The organism is Agromyces sp. G08B096 (assembly GCF_040267705.1).
Classification (GTDB): Bacteria; Actinomycetota; Actinomycetes; order Actinomycetales; family Microbacteriaceae; genus Agromyces.
In genome coordinates this window covers 2,643,422-2,657,938 of record NZ_CP158374.1, presented here as the reverse complement: position 1 = coordinate 2,657,938, position 14,517 = coordinate 2,643,422, and the positions used below count along the sequence as shown (strand labels likewise).

Here is a 14,517-nt window from a genome sequence, read left to right as displayed (position 1 = left end):
GGCGTCCCTGCGGCGCCGCCGTCGCCATCCCGGCGCCCGAGGGCGTGCGCCGTCGCCTTCAGAGTCCGCCCGCGCACGCCGTCAGGAACGCCATGTCCGCCACCAGCCCCATCCCGATCATCCGACCCGACGACACCCGGTCGACTCCCGTCGTCAGCGTCCACCCGGGCGACGCCCTCTCGAGCCGGCAGCGCCTCGTCTACGTGCTCGTGCTCGGCGCGCTCACCGCGCTCGGGCCCTTCACGGTCGACCTCTACCTGCCCGCGTTCCCGGTGCTGCAGGAGGAGCTCGGCGTCTCGGCCACGGCAGTCCAGCTCACCCTCACCGGAACGATGATCGGCTTCGGGTTCGGCCAGCTCATCGTCGGCCCGTGGAGCGACAAGGTCGGGCGACGACTGCCGCTCATCCTCGCGACCCTGCTGCACATCGCCGCCTCGGCGGCCGCCGCGATGGCGCCCGACATCACCTGGCTCGCGATCTTCCGGCTGCTCCAGGGCTTCGGCGCCGCCGCCGGCGGCGTCGTGGCGATGGCGATGGTGCGCGACCTCTTCGGCGGCAAGCCGCTCGTGCGCATGCTGTCCCGGCTCGCGCTCGTCAACGGCCTCGCGCCCGTGCTGGCGCCGGTCATCGGCTCGCAGCTGCTCGTCGTGATGGACTGGCGCGGCGTCTTCTGGGTGCTCGGCGCCTACGGACTCGTCGTGGTCGTGGCGGTCTCGCTCTGGATCGTCGAGACGCTGCCGCCGGCGCGCCGCCACGTCGCGGGCCACGCCACCATGCGCTCGCGCTACGCGGCGCTGTTCCGCGATCGGGTCTACCTCGGTGCGGCGATCGTCGGCGGCATGACCTTCACCGGGCTGTTCGGCTACCTGTCGACCTCCTCCTTCCTCTTCCAGGACGTCTACGGGTTCAACGCCCAGGAGTACGGCCTGCTGTTCGCGGTGAACTCGCTCGGCGTCATCATCGGCGTGCAGGCGAGCTCCCGGCTCATGCGCGGCCCCATCGCTCCGCAGTGGATCCTCGCCGGGACCACGCTGGTGCACGTCGCGATGGCGGCGGCGATCATGGTGCTCGACTCCGCCGGCGCCGGGTTCTGGGGCACGGCGATCCCGCTGTGGTTCTTCATCCTCGCGTGCGGCTTCTCGTTCCCGGCGGTCCAGGTGCTGGCGCTCGCGAACCACGGCGCGGAGGCCGGCACCGCGGCGTCGCTGCTCGGCGCGCTGAACTTCGGGCTCGCCGGCGTGATCTCGCCGCTGATCGGCCTGCTGGGCGTGGGCAGCGCGGTGCCGATGGGCTTCGTCATGCTGCTCGCGGCCTCCGTCGCGGTGATCGCGCTGTGGGCGCTCGTGCGTCCGCGCTCGGTGCCGCCGCTCGAGGACTGAGAGAGGTGCCGCCGCGCGCACCCTGAGGTGCGGTTCCCTCGCTCGACGGCTGACGCGCGGGCCGGTTCGCCCTGCGAGGCGCCCTCCGTGGGTAGCGTGGGCGGATGGCGGACGAACGCGAGGACGCGCACGAGACCGATGCCGCGGCGCACGAGACGGATGCCGCGGCGCCGGGCCCAGCAGATGCGCGGGCGGCCGCGTCGGCGGCGCCCGATGCGGAGGCCGCGGCCGAGGTGCGGCCCGTCCGGCGCGAGCAGCGCGCGCGCACGATGGGGCGGCGGGTGCCGATCGCCGTGGGCATCGCCGCGGTGCTCATCGCGGCCGTGCTCGGCTGGCTCGTCGTCGTCCGCTCGGGTGAGCTGGTCGACCTCGACGAGGAGTGGGCCGAGGACATGCTGGAGCTCCGCGGCCCGGTCGGCGACGTCCTCGCGCTGCTGATGAACTGGCTCGGCGGAGGCGTCGTGGGGGTGTTCGTGGTCCCCGTGCTCGCGGCCGTCGTCCTGCTCATCTGCCGACGGCCGTGGGGTGCGGCGTACTTCATACTCGCGTCGGCGGCGAGCGCCGGCGTCGTGCAGCTGCTGAAGCAGACGTTCGGCCGCGCGAGACCGGAGGACATCATGGTCGTCTCCGACTTCGGCTCATTCCCGTCGGGGCATGTGGCGAACGCGGCGACGATCGCGGTCGCCCTCGGGGTCATCGCCCCGGCGCTCTGGGTGTGGATCGCGGGGGCGGTGTACACGGTGCTGATGGCCGCAAGCCGCACGTATCTCGGCGCGCACTGGCTGACCGACACGCTCGGCGGCCTGCTCGTCGGGGCGGGTGTGGCGCTGCTCGCCTGGGCCGTGCTCGCTCGCCCGCTCGAGCGCGAGCGCCTGGCGTGGTCGGCGCATCGCATGGAGGTGAACGCCGCGCGCGCGGCGGCACATGTGACGCCTCCGTCGGGCGGGTCGGCGCGCCGCTGAGCCGGCCGCCGTCGGGGCGAGCGTTACAACGTTGTAGAGTTGCGGTCGAGGAGGGCGCATGGCACCGACGCTCCACGATGTCGCACGCCTGGCCGGTGTGTCGATCAAGACGGTCTCGAACGTCATCAACGGCTACCCGCACATCCGGCCCGCCACCCGCGAGCGCGTCGAGCAGGCGATCGCCGAACTCGGCTACACGCCGAACCTCACGGCCCGGAGCCTCAGGTCCGGGCGGACGGGGGCGATCGCCCTCGCCGTGCCGGAGCTCGGCCTCAGCTACTTCGCCGAGCTCGCGGCATCCGTCATCGAGGCGGCGGAGGCCGCCGGCGTCGTGGTGCTCGTCGAGCAGACCGGCGGCGACCCTGCGCGTGAACTCGAGCTGCTGCGCAGTCCGCGGCTGAAGATGACCGACGGGCTCATCTTCAGTGCGCTGGGGATGGGGCAGGAGGACGCCTCCGCCCTCGAGGTGCCCTACCCGATGGTGCTGCTCGGCGAGCGGATCTTCGACGGGCCGACCGACCACGTCACGATGCGCAACATCGAGGCCGCCCGCGCCGCGACCGAGTACCTGCTCGCGTCCGGCCGCCGCCGCATCGCGGTGATCGGCGCGCATGAGGGCGAGGTCATCGGCTCGGCGGGGCTCCGGCTCCGTGGCTACCGCGAGGCGCTGGAGGCGGCGGGCGTGCCCTTCGACGACTCGATCATCGGGTACACGACCCTCTGGCATCGCGCGAACGGGGCTCGGAGCATGCGCGAGCTGCTCGATCGGGGCGCCGAATTCGATGCCGTGTTCGGGCTGAACGACACCCTCGCCCTCGGCGCGATGCGGGTGCTGCAGGAGTCCGGCCGCCGGGTGCCCGACGATGCCGCCGTCGTCGGGTTCGACGATCTCGACGAGGCGCAGTATTCGATCCCGTCGCTCACGACGGTGGATCCGGGGCAGCGCTGGATCGCGAAGACGGCCGTGCAGACCCTGCTGGAGCGCATCGAGCGACCCGACTCGGGTGTCCCGCCGCGGCTGCTGCTGGCCGACTACCGCGTCGTGGAACGCGAGTCGGCGCCGTCGCGCTGACCCTGTCGCGCCGGGGTGTGCGCCCGCTCGCCGGCCGCCCGCCGGCTCCGGCTTGACAGTCGCGGCCGAACGCGTCACCATGTCTCTACAACGTTTACTTTACAACGTTGTAAAGACTCGGAACTCGACGCGGAGTCCACCCGCTCCCGCGCCGGTTCGAGGCATATCGCCAGAGACAACGGTGTCCAACCACCGCGAGAGGAAGCACACAGCCATGAAGTCGAAGCTCCTGGCCGCGTCCGGCGTCGTCGCCGTCGCCGTCGCCGCGCTCACCGGCTGCTCCGCCGGCTCATCCGAGGAGTCCTGCACCAACGAGATCAAGAACCCGGATGCCACGCAGGTGAGCGTCTGGGCCTGGTACCCCGCGTTCGAAGAGGTCGTCGACCTGTTCAACGAGAACCACGACGATGTCCAGATCTGCTGGACCAACGCGGGCCAGGGCAACGACGAGTACACCAAGTTCTCGACCGCGATCGAGTCGGGCTCGGGGGCGCCCGACGTGATCATGCTCGAGTCTGAGGTGCTCTCGAGCTTCTCGATCCGCGACGCGCTCGTCGACCTCAGCGAGTACGGCGCGGCCGACGTGCAGAGCGACTACACCGAGGGCGCCTGGAAGGACGTCTCCTCGGGCGAGGCGGTCTACGCCATCCCGGTCGACGGCGGTCCCATGGGCATGCTCTACCGCAAGGACATCCTCGACCAGTACGGCATCCCGGTCCCGACGACGTGGGACGAGTTCGCCGCCGCCGCGAAGGCGCTGAAGGACGCCGGCGCGCCCGGCGTGCTGGCCGACTTCCCGCCGAACGGCCGCGCCTACACGCAGGCGCTGTTCGCCCAGGCCGGGTCGGTGCCGTTCGACTACGACAGCGCCGAGCCGGGTGAGATCGGCATCTCGGTCAACGACCAGGGCTCGAAGGACGTGCTGAGCTTCTGGGCCGACCTGGCCGCGCAGGGCGTGGTCGCCACCGACGAGGCGTTCACCGCCGACTACAACACCATGCTGGTCGACGGCACCTACGCCATCTACGTCGCCGCCGCGTGGGGCCCCGGCTACCTGCAGGGCCTCGAGGGCACCGACGACAGCGCCCAGTGGCAGGCCGCGCCGGTTCCCCAGTGGGACCCGGCCAACCCGGTGCAGATCAACTGGGGCGGCTCGGCGTTCGCCGTGACCAGCCAGGCGAAGGACAAGGAGGCGGCCGCGGTCGTCGCCAAGGAGATCTTCGGCACCGAGGAGGCGTGGAAGATCGGCATCGAGCAGGCCGCGCTGTTCCCGCTGTGGAGGCCGATCCTCGAGTCCGACTATTTCCGCGACCTGGAGTACCCGTTCTTCGGCGGGCAGCAGATCAACAAGGACGTGTTCCTGGAGGCCGCCGCCGGCTACCAGGGCTTCACCTTCAGCCCGTTCCAGAACTACGCCTACGACCAGCTCCAGGAAGAGGTCACGGCCGTCGTCGTCGACGGGTCGAAGGATGCCTCGACGGCGCTGGACGACCTGCAGTCCACGCTCGAGACGTACGCGACCGAGCAGGGCTTCGAACTGAAGTAATCTCGCGGCGGGCCGGCTCGGCGACCACCGGGCCGGCCCGCCCCCGCACTCCGATCCCGCCGCGGCGCGAGCCGCGGCATCCGCACCAGGAAGAGATCTCCATGACCACCCAGGCCGTCGACGCGCCCGCGCCGACCCCCCAGCGCCCGGCGAACGGGCGGCGCCCCGCGAGCGGACTCCGCCGCCGTCGGAGCGGCATCGAGCGCCGGCAGAACGTCGGCTGGCTGTTCATCACCCCGTTCCTCGTGATCTTCGCGGCGTTCCTCGTCTTCCCGCTCGTGTACGCCTTCGGCATGAGCCTGTTCAGCTCGACGCTCGCGACGGGCACGAAGTTCGTCGGCGTCGACAACTACGTGAAGGCCTTCACCGACCCCCTGTTCCTCGGCGGCATGGGGCGCGTGCTGCTGTACGCGATCGTGATGATCCCCGCGCAGCTCATCGTCGCGGGCGTCGCCGCGCTGCTGCTCGACACCCTCGCGACGTGGCTGTCGAAGGTCTCGCGACTGCTGATCTTCGCGCCGTACGCGATCCCCGTCGTCATCGGGGCGCTCATGTGGAGCTTCCTCTACAGCCCCCGCTTCGGCCCCGGCTCGACGATCTTCGAGGCGTTCGGCCTGGATGCCCCCAACTTCCTGTCGAAGGACAACATCTTCTTCTCGCTCGTGAACGTGGTGACGTGGCAGTGGTCGGGCTACTACATGATCGTCATCTACGCGGCGCTGCGCGCCATCGACGCCTCCATCTATGAGGCGGCCCGCATCGACGGCGCCAACGGCCTCCAGATCGCGACCCGCATCAAGATCCCGATGATCTCGTCCTCGATGGTCATGGTGATCACCTTCGCCCTCATCGGCACGCTCCAGTTCTTCACCGAACCGACGGTGCTGCGAAGCGTGGCATCCGGTGCCCTGCCAGCCGACTACACGCCGAACATGTACGCCTTCGCCCTGGCCTTCAGCTACAGCCAGTTCAACTACGCGTCGACCATCGCGTTCTCGCTCGGCATCCTCGTCTTCCTCGGATCGTTCGGGTTCCTCTTCCTCACCCGCAAGCAGAACGGACTGAAGTGATGGCCGTCCTCCCCGCCGCCCCCGCAGACACCCGGGCGATGACCGTCGCCGATACGCGTGCGCTGCGCCGCCAGGAGCGCGGGCGCCGTTCGGGTCCGAGCGGCCGCCGCCGCATCGGCTCGCACATCCTGCTCGTCATCCTCGCCATCTACTTCGTCGTGCCGATCTGGTGGCTGTTCGTGGCCGCCACGAAGAGCACCGGCAGCCTGTTCTCCAGCCCGGCGCTGTGGTTCGACGATCCGCTCGCGTTCTTCGCGAACGTCGCCGGGCTCTTCGAGCACCAGGGCGGCATCTACTGGCGCTGGCTCGGGAACTCGTTCCTCTACGCCTTCACGGCCGGTATCGGCGCGACCATCGTCGCCGTGCTCGCCGGGTACGGGTTCGCCAAGTACCGGTTCCGGGGCCGCACCGCCGTGTTCGGCATGATCCTCGGGTCGGTCATGGTTCCGCTGACGGCGCTCGTCATCCCGACGTTCATGCTGCTCAGCCAGTACGGCCTCATCAACACGCCGTGGGCGGTCATCCTGCCGAGCCTGCTGAATCCGTTCGGGGTGTACCTCATGCGCGTCTACACGCAGGACGCCGTGCCCGACGAACTGCTCGAGGCATCCCGCATCGACGGCGCGGGGGAGTGGCGCACGTTCTCGACCATCGTCGTGCCGCTGCTGCGCCCGGCGATCGTGACCGTGCTGCTGCTCAGCGTCGTGGGCACCTGGAACAACTTCTTCCTGCCGCTCGCGGTGCTCACCAACCCCGACCTGCTGCCGGTCACCGTCGGGCTCAACCGCTGGCTCGCGCTGTCCAACGCGGGTGCGGGCGGCGAGCAGGTGTGGAACCTCATCACCTCGGGCGCCTTCATCTCCGTGCTGCCGCTGCTGCTGTCGTTCCTGTTCCTGCAGCGCTACTGGCAGGGCGGGCTCACGCTCGGCAGTGTGAAGTAGCCGCCGCGCCGCCGGCCCCACGACGACCAGCGGATGCCCCGGCCGGGGCATCCCTCGCAGACCATGCCCAACGACACAGAAAGCACCATCGCATGCCCACCGCACGCCTGACCATCGACCCCCACTTCACCATCGGGCGGATCGACCGCCGCGTCTTCGGCGGATTCGTCGAGCACCTCGGCCGTCACGTCTACGACGGCATCTACGAGCCCGGGCACCCCGCCGCCGACGCCGACGGGTTCCGCACCGACGTCATCGAGCTCGTCAAGGAGCTCGGCGTCTCGACGATCCGCTACCCGGGCGGCAACTTCGTCTCGGGCTTCCGCTGGGAGGACTCGGTGGGCCCGCGCGACCAGCGGCCCCGCCGGCTCGACCTGGCCTGGCACTCGACCGAGACGAACGAGGTCGGCCTCCACGAGTTCGACGACTGGCTGCAGAAGGTCGGCAGCGACCTGATGCTGGCAGTGAACCTCGGCACGCGCGGCACGCTCGAGGCGCTCGACCTGCTCGAGTACGCGAACATCCCGGGCGGCACAGCCCTGTCGGAGCAGCGCATCGCGAACGGCAAGCGCGACGCGTTCGGCGTGAAGATGTGGTGCCTCGGCAACGAGATGGACGGCCCGTGGCAGCTCGGCCACCGGTCGGCCGAGGACTACGGCAAGATCGCCTCGCAGACCGCGAAGGCGATGCGCCAGCTCGACCCGTCGGTGGAGCTCGTGGTGTGCGGCTCGTCGAGCGCGCACATGCCGACGTTCGGCGAGTGGGAGCGGGTCGTGCTGACCCACGCGTACGAGGACGTCGACTACATCTCCTGCCACGCGTACTACGAGGAGAAGGACGGCGACCTCGGCAGCTTCCTCGCCTCCGCGGTCGACATGGACGGCTTCATCGAGTCGGTCGTCGCGACGGCCGACCATGTGAAGGCCGTGAACGGCAGCGACAAGCAGATCGACATCTCGTTCGACGAGTGGAACGTCTGGTACCTCACGCGCTTCCACGACGTGGACAAGATCGAGGGCATCGACAACTGGCCGGTCGCCCCGCGCCTCCTCGAGGACGTCTACTCGGTCGCCGACGCGGTCGTGTTCGGCAACCTGATGATCTCGCTGCTGAAGCACGCCGACCGGGTGCGCAGCGCCTCGCTCGCGCAGCTCGTGAACGTCATCGCGCCGATCATGACCGAGCCCGGCGGCCCGGCCTGGCGGCAGACGACGTTCTTCCCGTTCTCGATCACCTCGCGCCTCGCGCAGGGCGAGGCGCTCGAGCTGAAGCTCGACGCGCCGACGTACGAGACGAAGGAGTACGGCGTGGTGCCGCTCGTCGACGCCGTCGCCACGCGCGACCCCGAGACGGGCCGGAGCGCGGTGTTCCTCGTGAACCGCAGCGTCGACGAGGCGCTGACCCTCACGATCGACATCGCCTCGCTCGGGGACGTATCGGTGCTCGAGTCGCACACCATCGCCGACGACGACGTGTACGCCAAGAACACCCTCGCGGAGCCCGAGCGGGTCGCCCCGCGTCCCAACGACTCGGTGCGCATCGAGGGCGGCGAGCTCACGATCACGCTGCCCCCGGTGTCGTGGACCGCGCTCTCGCTCGGCTGACGCGCCGGCCCGCGGGGCGGACGCCGGCGCGCTTCGGCGCGCTCGCGGCCGCCCTGACGGCCGTGCTGGCGCTCGCCGGCTGCGCGGGCGGCGGGGCGTGGGAGCTGCGGGGCGACCCATGACCCCGCCCTCGCACGGCAGGGCGACACCTGGTTCGTCTACTCGACCGGGAACCAGACGGTCGCCGACGGCACGATCCAGGTGCGCTCCTCGACCGACGGGCGCGCCTGGCGGTACGCGGGCGAGGTGTGGGACGAGAAGCCGGCCTGGCTCCGCGAGCAGGTCGCGGGGGTGTCGAACCTGTGGGCGCCCGAGCTCGTCGAGCACGACGGCACCTGGTACCTGTACTACTCGGCGTCGACGTTCGGCAAGAACACCTCGGTCATCGCGCTGGCGACGAACACGACACTCGATCCCGACGATCCCGACTACGAGTGGGTCGACCGCGGACCGGTAGTGGCCTCCACGTCGGGCGACGACTTCAACGCGATCGACCCGGGCGTCGCGACCGACGAGGACGGCACGCCGTGGATGGCGTTCGGCTCGTTCTGGAGCGGCATTCGCATGGTGGAGCTGGAGTGGCCGAGCGGGCTGCGTGCGGGCGCCGCGGCGGGGCATCCGGATGCCTCCGAACCGCTGCGCCTCGCCGACCGGGGCGCGCCGCCCAACGCGATCGAGGCGCCGTACCTCGTCGAGCACGACGGCCACTGGTTCCTGTTCGTCTCGCGCGACGCCTGCTGTCAGGGGGCGGATTCGACGTACAAGATCGCCGTCGGCCGGGCCGACGAGATCACGGGCCCCTACGTCGACCGCGACGGGGTGCCGCTGCTCGAGGACGGCGGCACCGTCCTCGCCGAGACCGAGGGATCGCGGATCGGCCCCGGCGGGCAGTCGATCGCCGATGGCATGATGGCGCTGCACTACTACGACGGCGACCTGAACGGGCAGTTCCGGCTCGCGCTCGTGCCGCTCGAGTGGGACGCCGACGGATGGCCCGTGCTGCGCTGGTGAGCGCGGCGATCGCGAGAGGACCTGCATGACCGAGACGGATGCCACGCCCGGTGTCGCCGGCCGCAACTGGGCCGGCAACCTCACGTACGGCGCGCGGCGCCTCGTCCGCCCGGCGAGCGTCGACGAGCTGCAGGAGGTCCTCGCCGAGGGCGGGGCCGTGCGTGCGCTCGGGAGCCGGCACTCGTTCAACGACCTCGCCGACACCCGCGGGACGCTCATCGAGACCGACGGGCTCCCGGCGGAGCTCGAGGAGATCGCCGACGAGGCCGGGGCGACCGTCGCGGTCCGGGTCTCTGGCGGCGTGCGCTACGGCGCCCTCGCGCCGCTCCTCCAGCAGCGCGGGCTGGCGCTCGCGAACCTCGCCTCGCTGCCCCACATCTCCGTCGCCGGCGCCGTGGCGACGGGCACGCACGGCTCGGGGGACCGCATCGGGTCGCTCGCGAGCGCGGTCCGCGCGGTGGAGCTCGTGACCGCGGGCGGCGACCGGCTCGTGCTGCGCCGGGGCGACCCGGACTTCGCCGGCGCGGTCGTCTCGCTCGGCGCCCTGGGCGTGGTCGTCGCGCTCGAACTCGACGTCGAGCCGACGTACGACGTCGCGCAGACCGTCTTCGAGACGCCCCGGTGGGACGCGATCCTCGCGGACCTCGACGCCGTTACCTCGCTCGGCACGAGCGTCAGCGTCTTCACCACCTGGCGGAGCGCCGACGTCGCCGATCAGCTCTGGGTCAAGCAGCGGCTGGCGCAGGGCGCCGGCGAGCCGTCGGTCGCGGCGCTCGGCGCGACCGCGGCGACCGTGGCGAGACATCCGATCCCGGGCATCGCGGCCGACGCGTGCACACCGCAGCTCGGCGTGCCCGGGCCGTGGTTCGAGCGGCTGCCGCACTTCCGGCTCGAGTTCACGCCCTCCGCGGGCGAGGAGCTGCAGTCGGAGTACCTCGTGCCCCGCGCCGACGCGGTCGCCGCGATCGAGGCCGTCCGGCGCCTGGCCGGCCCCGTGTCGGAGCTGCTGCAGGTGTGCGAGATCCGCACCGTCCGCCGGGACGAGCTCTGGCTGAGCCCCGCGTTCGACGCCGACGTGGTCGGCCTGCACTTCACCTGGGTTCGGGACGAGCCCGCGGTGCGGGCGCTCCTGCCCGTGCTCGAAGCATCCCTGCCGGCGACGGCGCGGCCGCACTGGGGCAAGGTCTTCACGCTGCCGGGCGATGTGCTCCGCGAGCGGATTCCGCGCTGGGACGACTTCGGCGCGCTGCGCGCCCGCCTCGACCCCGACGGCCGCTTCCGCAACGCCTTCCTCGACCGCCTCGATCTCTGACGCGCTCAGGCCGCGGCGACGAGCGAGCGGGCGTAGCAGACCGAGAGCGGCTCGCCTCGATAGGGCCCGAAGTTCTCGATGCGCTCGTACCCCTCGCGCTCATAGAAGCGCATGGCGTCGGGCTGCGCCGGGCCCGTCTCGAGCAGGAGTCGGTCGAGCCCGAGACGTGCGGCCTCGCGTTCGAGTCCGCGGACGATCGCGGTGGACGCGCCGGTGCCGCGAAACGCGGGGTCGACGTACATCCGCTTGATCTCGGCGGTGCCCCCGTCGAGGAGGCGGAGGCCGCCGCAGCCGACCGCGGTGCCGTCGGGGGTGCGTGCGACGAGGAAGACGGCCACGGTGTCGGCGGTCGGCATGGCGCCCGGTTCGTGGTCGTCGGTGCCGTAGCGCGCATCGAGCTCGGTGCGCTGGGCGGCGCGGAGCCGCTCCGCGTCGGGGTCGTGCCAGTCGGTGCGCTCGATGCGGTATTGCATGAGACTCCTTTCGATATCGCTTGTTATCGTAACGCACGTTATCATTGTGGCGAACGGAGGATGCACCATGGCTCGCAGCCGAGACCTCGCCGGCAACCAGGCGCGCATCTCGCACGCCGTCTGGTCGCTGCTCGCCGAGCGCGGACCAGACGGCCTCACGATGCGCGCCGTCGCCGAGCGCGCGCAGTGCACCACGGGCCTGCTGTTCAGCACCTACGCCGGCAAACGCGACCTGCTCGCCCACGCCAGACGGCTGCTGCACGAACGGACCCGCGTCCGCATGGACCGGCTCGAGGCGGATGCCCCCGGCGCCGATGGCGCTCTGCGGGAGATCCTCGTGCACGCGCTCCCGCTCGACGACGAGCGCCGCGAGGAGGCGCGGGTCTGGCTCGCGTACGCGGCCGCCGCCCTCGGCGACGACGCCCTCGCCGACCTGCACCGGGAGTACAACCGGGCGATGCTCACCCGAGTGCGCCGGCTCGTCGGCGAGGCACGCCCGCACGCCTCCGGCGAGGCCGCTGAGGCCACGGCGGTCGCCCTCGTGGGCCTCATCGAGGGCCTCGGCGCACTCGCCGCCGTCGACCCCGAGCGCTATACGCCCGACGTGCAGCTCGCCGCGCTCGACGCCGCGCTCCGCGCCGAACTCGACCGGCTCGACTGACCCGGGTCCGCACGCGCTCAGCGCGGATCCGCAGCTCAGCGCAGTGCCGCCGCCTGCTCGCCGATCGCCGCGGCCGAGGCCGCATGCGCCGGATCGTCGTCGAGGCTGAACCAGGTCGACGAGAGCGCGCACCAGGCGACGAGCCAGTCGGTCATGCGGTCGCGGTCGACGCCGGATGCCTCGACCACGACTGCGAGCTGACGCTCCAGCCGCCCGGGCTCGAGCGCGCGGTCGTGCGAGGGGTTGCAGAGGAGATTCGCGAAGTCGAAGCCGCGCTCGCCGATGAGGCCCTTCGGGTCGATCATGAGCCAGCCGCGCTCGCCGAAGTCGAGCACGTTGCCGTGGTGCAGGTCGCCGTGGAGCACGACCTCGTCGCGCGGGTCGTCGAGCAGGGACCGCGCGATGTCGGCGCCGCGGCGGTGCACCGGGCCGAGGTCGTCGGCGTGGGCGAAGAGCTGCCGGAACCACGTCCGCAGGTCGACGAGCGGGGGCGGCGGGTCGGCGTCCTGCACCTGCGCGGTCGCGGCGTGCAGGGTGCGGCCCGCGGCGCACAGGATGCGCGTCGCCTCGTCGTCGTGGCCCTCGCGCACCAGGGCCACGAGGTTCCGCGCGCCCGTCGCGCGCTCGAGCAGCACGGCGTTGCCGTCGTGGCGGAGTACGCGGGCGGCGCCGCTTCCGTCGAGCGCGACGAGCAGGGCGCCGCCGCGCGCCTCCTCCTCCGTCTGGGAGAGCTTCAGCATCGCCGGCTGTCCCTCCCACGTGCGGACGGGCAGCAGGGTGCTCGACGCCGTCGTCTGCGGGTCGCCGTCGGGGCGCAGCCGCCACCGACGGAGCCAGGCGGCGTCCGCGGCGTGACCCGGGGAGACGGGGCCCAGATCGCTCATCGCCTACCTCCCGCCGTCGCCGTCGTCGCCGTCGCCGTCGCCGTCGCCGTCGTCGCCGTCGCCGTCGCGCCGGACCCGGAGGCCGCGGCGGCGGCCGCCTCGCGCACGTACCGCCCGGGCGGGATGCCGATGACGGCCTGGAACTCGCGCGTGAAGTGCGCCTGATCGGCGTAGCCGAGCTCGGCCGCGAGCGCGCCGAGCGCGGGGCGGTCGGGGGCGGTCAGGCGCGCGGCGGCCTCCTGCAGCCGGTATCGGCGGATGAGCCACTTGGGGGTGAGCCCGAGCTCGTCGCGCACGATGCGCTCGAGCTGGCGCACCCCGACGCCCGCGAGCTCGGCCAGGCGGTCGACACGCATCAGGGACCGGTCCTCCTCGGCCCGGGCGACGAGCTCGCGGACCAGGCGGGCGTCCTCGCCGACCTCGAGTCCGAGGCCGACGAGCCAGCGCTCGAACGCCGCGACGGCGTCGGCGTCGTCGCCGGCGGCGACGTGCTCGCGCACCAGATCTCGCATCGCGTCGACGCCCGGAAGGTCGCGCAGCGGCTCGGAACGGGCGACGAGCGCTCGCGGCGCCCGCCCGGTGAGCGCCCCGGCGGCGCCGGGCTGCAGGAGCACGCCGAACGCCCACCCCCGGCCCTCGAGACGCTTGGTGCCGAGCCCGACCGCGGTGCCGTGCACGGCGATCGAGTGCTCGTCGATGACGAGGTTCGCGGTCGGGTACTCGAGCACCCGCTGGGTGACCGACGTGCCAGGCGCGAGCCGCCAGCGGGGGATCCAGTAGTGCCTGACGAGCTCCGCAACCCCCGGTGCCGCGGCGATCCGAGCCATCCGCACGGGCGCATCCGCGGGCGGTGCGTCGAGCGCCCCGCCGGCCGTGAGGGGCGGGTCGCCCGGTCGCGGAGCGAGCACGCCGCGGCTGCGCGGAACGCCGGCCCGTGCGCGCCAGTGGTCGTCGTCCATCCGTCCCAGTATCGGATGCCCCGTCGACCGCCGCATCCCGCGAGCGGGATGTCGCGTTCGTGCAAGACGCAGGGGGGAGGCATCCGTAGCGTCGGCGGCATGAGTACTGAGACCGATTTCCAGATGACCGTGTACATCGCCGCCGAGCCCGCCGTCGTGTGGGAGGCGATCACCGGGGAGGAGGGCAGCCGTGCCGTGATGTGGGGCAGTGTCCTACGCGGCGACCTGGTTCCGGGGTCGCGGTACGAGTACGTCGGCCCCGGCCAGGACGGCGACGAGACGGTGCACGTCTACGGCGAGGTGCTGCAGGCCGAGCCGCCGCGGCTGCTCCAGCTCACCGAGCACCCCGGGCCGACCTACCGCGAGAACCACGCGGAGCTCACGAGCCGGATGACGTGGGAGCTCGAGCGGGCCGGCGAGGGGCTCACGCGCCTGACCTTCACGAACGACCAGTGGAGCCCGGGCCACCCGGCTCAGGGCGACACGGCGGAGACGTGGCCGCACGTGCTGTCGAGCTTCAAGTCGTACGTCGAGACCGGCCGGGCGCTGCCGTTCCCGGCGACCGAGGGCGCCGCGGCATCCGTGTGACGTCCCGCGTCGTGGCCGGGAGGGCGAAACCTCGCGGCCACGTGCGGCGTCTACG

The 14,517-nt window shown here is 72.0% G+C and carries 13 protein-coding genes and 1 pseudogene; 11 read left to right on the top strand and 3 right to left on the bottom strand.

Going from position 1 to position 14,517, the window contains the following annotated elements; genetic code table 11:
* Positions 1–92 precede the first annotated feature (92 nt).
* From ABIQ69_RS12805 to ABIQ69_RS12765, 9 genes and pseudogenes are all read left to right on the top strand, one after another.
* Positions 93–1,379, top strand: a complete 1,287-nt coding sequence (locus ABIQ69_RS12805) for a multidrug effflux MFS transporter (RefSeq protein ID WP_350347505.1) — start codon at positions 93–95, stop codon at positions 1,377–1,379.
* 104 nt (positions 1,380–1,483) lie between these two features.
* Positions 1,484–2,341 (top strand): phosphatase PAP2 family protein, encoded by an 858-nt coding sequence (locus ABIQ69_RS12800; protein WP_350347504.1) that lies wholly within the window; start codon positions 1,484–1,486, stop codon positions 2,339–2,341.
* Positions 2,342–2,399: 58 nt separating this feature from the next.
* Complete coding sequence (locus ABIQ69_RS12795) at positions 2,400–3,413, top strand: LacI family DNA-binding transcriptional regulator (protein WP_350347503.1); 1,014 nt, start codon at positions 2,400–2,402, stop codon at positions 3,411–3,413.
* Between the two features lie 214 nt (positions 3,414–3,627).
* Entirely contained in the window at positions 3,628–4,959 is a 1,332-nt protein-coding gene (locus tag ABIQ69_RS12790; protein WP_350347502.1) for an extracellular solute-binding protein, read from the top strand.
* Between the two features lie 101 nt (positions 4,960–5,060).
* The gene (locus ABIQ69_RS12785) at positions 5,061–6,029 is read left to right on the top strand and encodes a sugar ABC transporter permease (RefSeq protein ID WP_350347501.1); all 969 of its coding nucleotides are present in this window, start codon (positions 5,061–5,063) and stop codon (positions 6,027–6,029) included.
* The gene (locus ABIQ69_RS12780) at positions 6,029–6,970 is read left to right on the top strand and encodes a carbohydrate ABC transporter permease (RefSeq protein WP_350347500.1); all 942 of its coding nucleotides are present in this window, start codon (positions 6,029–6,031) and stop codon (positions 6,968–6,970) included. The genes ABIQ69_RS12785 and ABIQ69_RS12780 overlap by 1 nt, the downstream gene beginning before the upstream one ends.
* A gap of 92 nt (positions 6,971–7,062) precedes the next feature.
* Positions 7,063–8,574 carry an alpha-N-arabinofuranosidase gene (locus ABIQ69_RS12775; RefSeq protein ID WP_350347499.1) on the top strand — a complete coding sequence of 504 codons (1,512 nt, stop codon included), beginning with the start codon at positions 7,063–7,065 and terminating at the stop codon, positions 8,572–8,574.
* A gap of 168 nt (positions 8,575–8,742) precedes the next feature.
* A pseudogene (locus ABIQ69_RS12770) lies at positions 8,743–9,585 on the top strand (arabinan endo-1,5-alpha-L-arabinosidase); the annotation flags it as partial.
* A 25-nt stretch (positions 9,586–9,610) separates the two neighbouring features.
* Complete coding sequence (locus ABIQ69_RS12765; RefSeq protein WP_350347498.1) at positions 9,611–10,897, top strand: FAD-binding protein; 1,287 nt, start codon at positions 9,611–9,613, stop codon at positions 10,895–10,897.
* A 5-nt stretch (positions 10,898–10,902) separates the two neighbouring features.
* Here ABIQ69_RS12765 and ABIQ69_RS12760 read toward each other — a convergent pair whose 3' ends face one another.
* A complete protein-coding gene (locus ABIQ69_RS12760) occupies positions 10,903–11,370 on the bottom strand; it encodes a GNAT family N-acetyltransferase (protein WP_350347497.1) in 468 nt (155 codons plus the stop codon).
* A gap of 67 nt (positions 11,371–11,437) precedes the next feature.
* Between ABIQ69_RS12760 and ABIQ69_RS12755 the strand changes: the two genes are divergently transcribed.
* A complete protein-coding gene (locus tag ABIQ69_RS12755; RefSeq protein ID WP_350347496.1) occupies positions 11,438–12,031 on the top strand; it encodes a TetR family transcriptional regulator C-terminal domain-containing protein in 594 nt (197 codons plus the stop codon).
* 35 nt (positions 12,032–12,066) lie between these two features.
* On the opposite strand, the gene ABIQ69_RS12750 is transcribed toward ABIQ69_RS12755, so the two are convergent.
* Together ABIQ69_RS12750 and ABIQ69_RS12745 are read right to left on the bottom strand one after the other, a co-directional pair.
* Positions 12,067–12,915, bottom strand: a complete 849-nt coding sequence (locus tag ABIQ69_RS12750) for an aminoglycoside phosphotransferase family protein (RefSeq protein ID WP_350347495.1) — start codon at positions 12,913–12,915, stop codon at positions 12,067–12,069.
* Positions 12,912–13,874, bottom strand: coding sequence for a helix-turn-helix transcriptional regulator (locus ABIQ69_RS12745; RefSeq protein ID WP_350347494.1), 963 nt, complete (start codon positions 13,872–13,874; stop codon positions 12,912–12,914). The genes ABIQ69_RS12750 and ABIQ69_RS12745 overlap by 4 nt, the downstream gene beginning before the upstream one ends.
* A gap of 99 nt (positions 13,875–13,973) precedes the next feature.
* Between ABIQ69_RS12745 and ABIQ69_RS12740 the strand changes: the two genes are divergently transcribed.
* The gene (locus ABIQ69_RS12740; protein WP_350347493.1) at positions 13,974–14,462 is read left to right on the top strand and encodes an SRPBCC domain-containing protein; all 489 of its coding nucleotides are present in this window, start codon (positions 13,974–13,976) and stop codon (positions 14,460–14,462) included.
* Positions 14,463–14,517 lie beyond the last annotated feature (55 nt).

Coding starts and splice junctions, on each gene's coding strand:
- ABIQ69_RS12805 (WP_350347505.1), top strand. CDS start 93: ATGTCCGCCACCAGCCCCATCCCGATCATCCGACCCGACGACACCCGG.
- ABIQ69_RS12800 (WP_350347504.1), top strand. CDS start 1,484: ATGGCGGACGAACGCGAGGACGCGCACGAGACCGATGCCGCGGCGCAC.
- ABIQ69_RS12795 (WP_350347503.1), top strand. CDS start 2,400: ATGGCACCGACGCTCCACGATGTCGCACGCCTGGCCGGTGTGTCGATC.
- ABIQ69_RS12790 (WP_350347502.1), top strand. CDS start 3,628: ATGAAGTCGAAGCTCCTGGCCGCGTCCGGCGTCGTCGCCGTCGCCGTC.
- ABIQ69_RS12785 (WP_350347501.1), top strand. CDS start 5,061: ATGACCACCCAGGCCGTCGACGCGCCCGCGCCGACCCCCCAGCGCCCG.
- ABIQ69_RS12780 (WP_350347500.1), top strand. CDS start 6,029: ATGGCCGTCCTCCCCGCCGCCCCCGCAGACACCCGGGCGATGACCGTC.
- ABIQ69_RS12775 (WP_350347499.1), top strand. CDS start 7,063: ATGCCCACCGCACGCCTGACCATCGACCCCCACTTCACCATCGGGCGG.
- ABIQ69_RS12765 (WP_350347498.1), top strand. CDS start 9,611: ATGACCGAGACGGATGCCACGCCCGGTGTCGCCGGCCGCAACTGGGCC.
- ABIQ69_RS12760 (WP_350347497.1), bottom strand. CDS start 11,370: ATGCAATACCGCATCGAGCGCACCGACTGGCACGACCCCGACGCGGAG.
- ABIQ69_RS12755 (WP_350347496.1), top strand. CDS start 11,438: ATGGCTCGCAGCCGAGACCTCGCCGGCAACCAGGCGCGCATCTCGCAC.
- ABIQ69_RS12750 (WP_350347495.1), bottom strand. CDS start 12,915: ATGAGCGATCTGGGCCCCGTCTCCCCGGGTCACGCCGCGGACGCCGCC.
- ABIQ69_RS12745 (WP_350347494.1), bottom strand. CDS start 13,874: ATGGACGACGACCACTGGCGCGCACGGGCCGGCGTTCCGCGCAGCCGC.
- ABIQ69_RS12740 (WP_350347493.1), top strand. CDS start 13,974: ATGAGTACTGAGACCGATTTCCAGATGACCGTGTACATCGCCGCCGAG.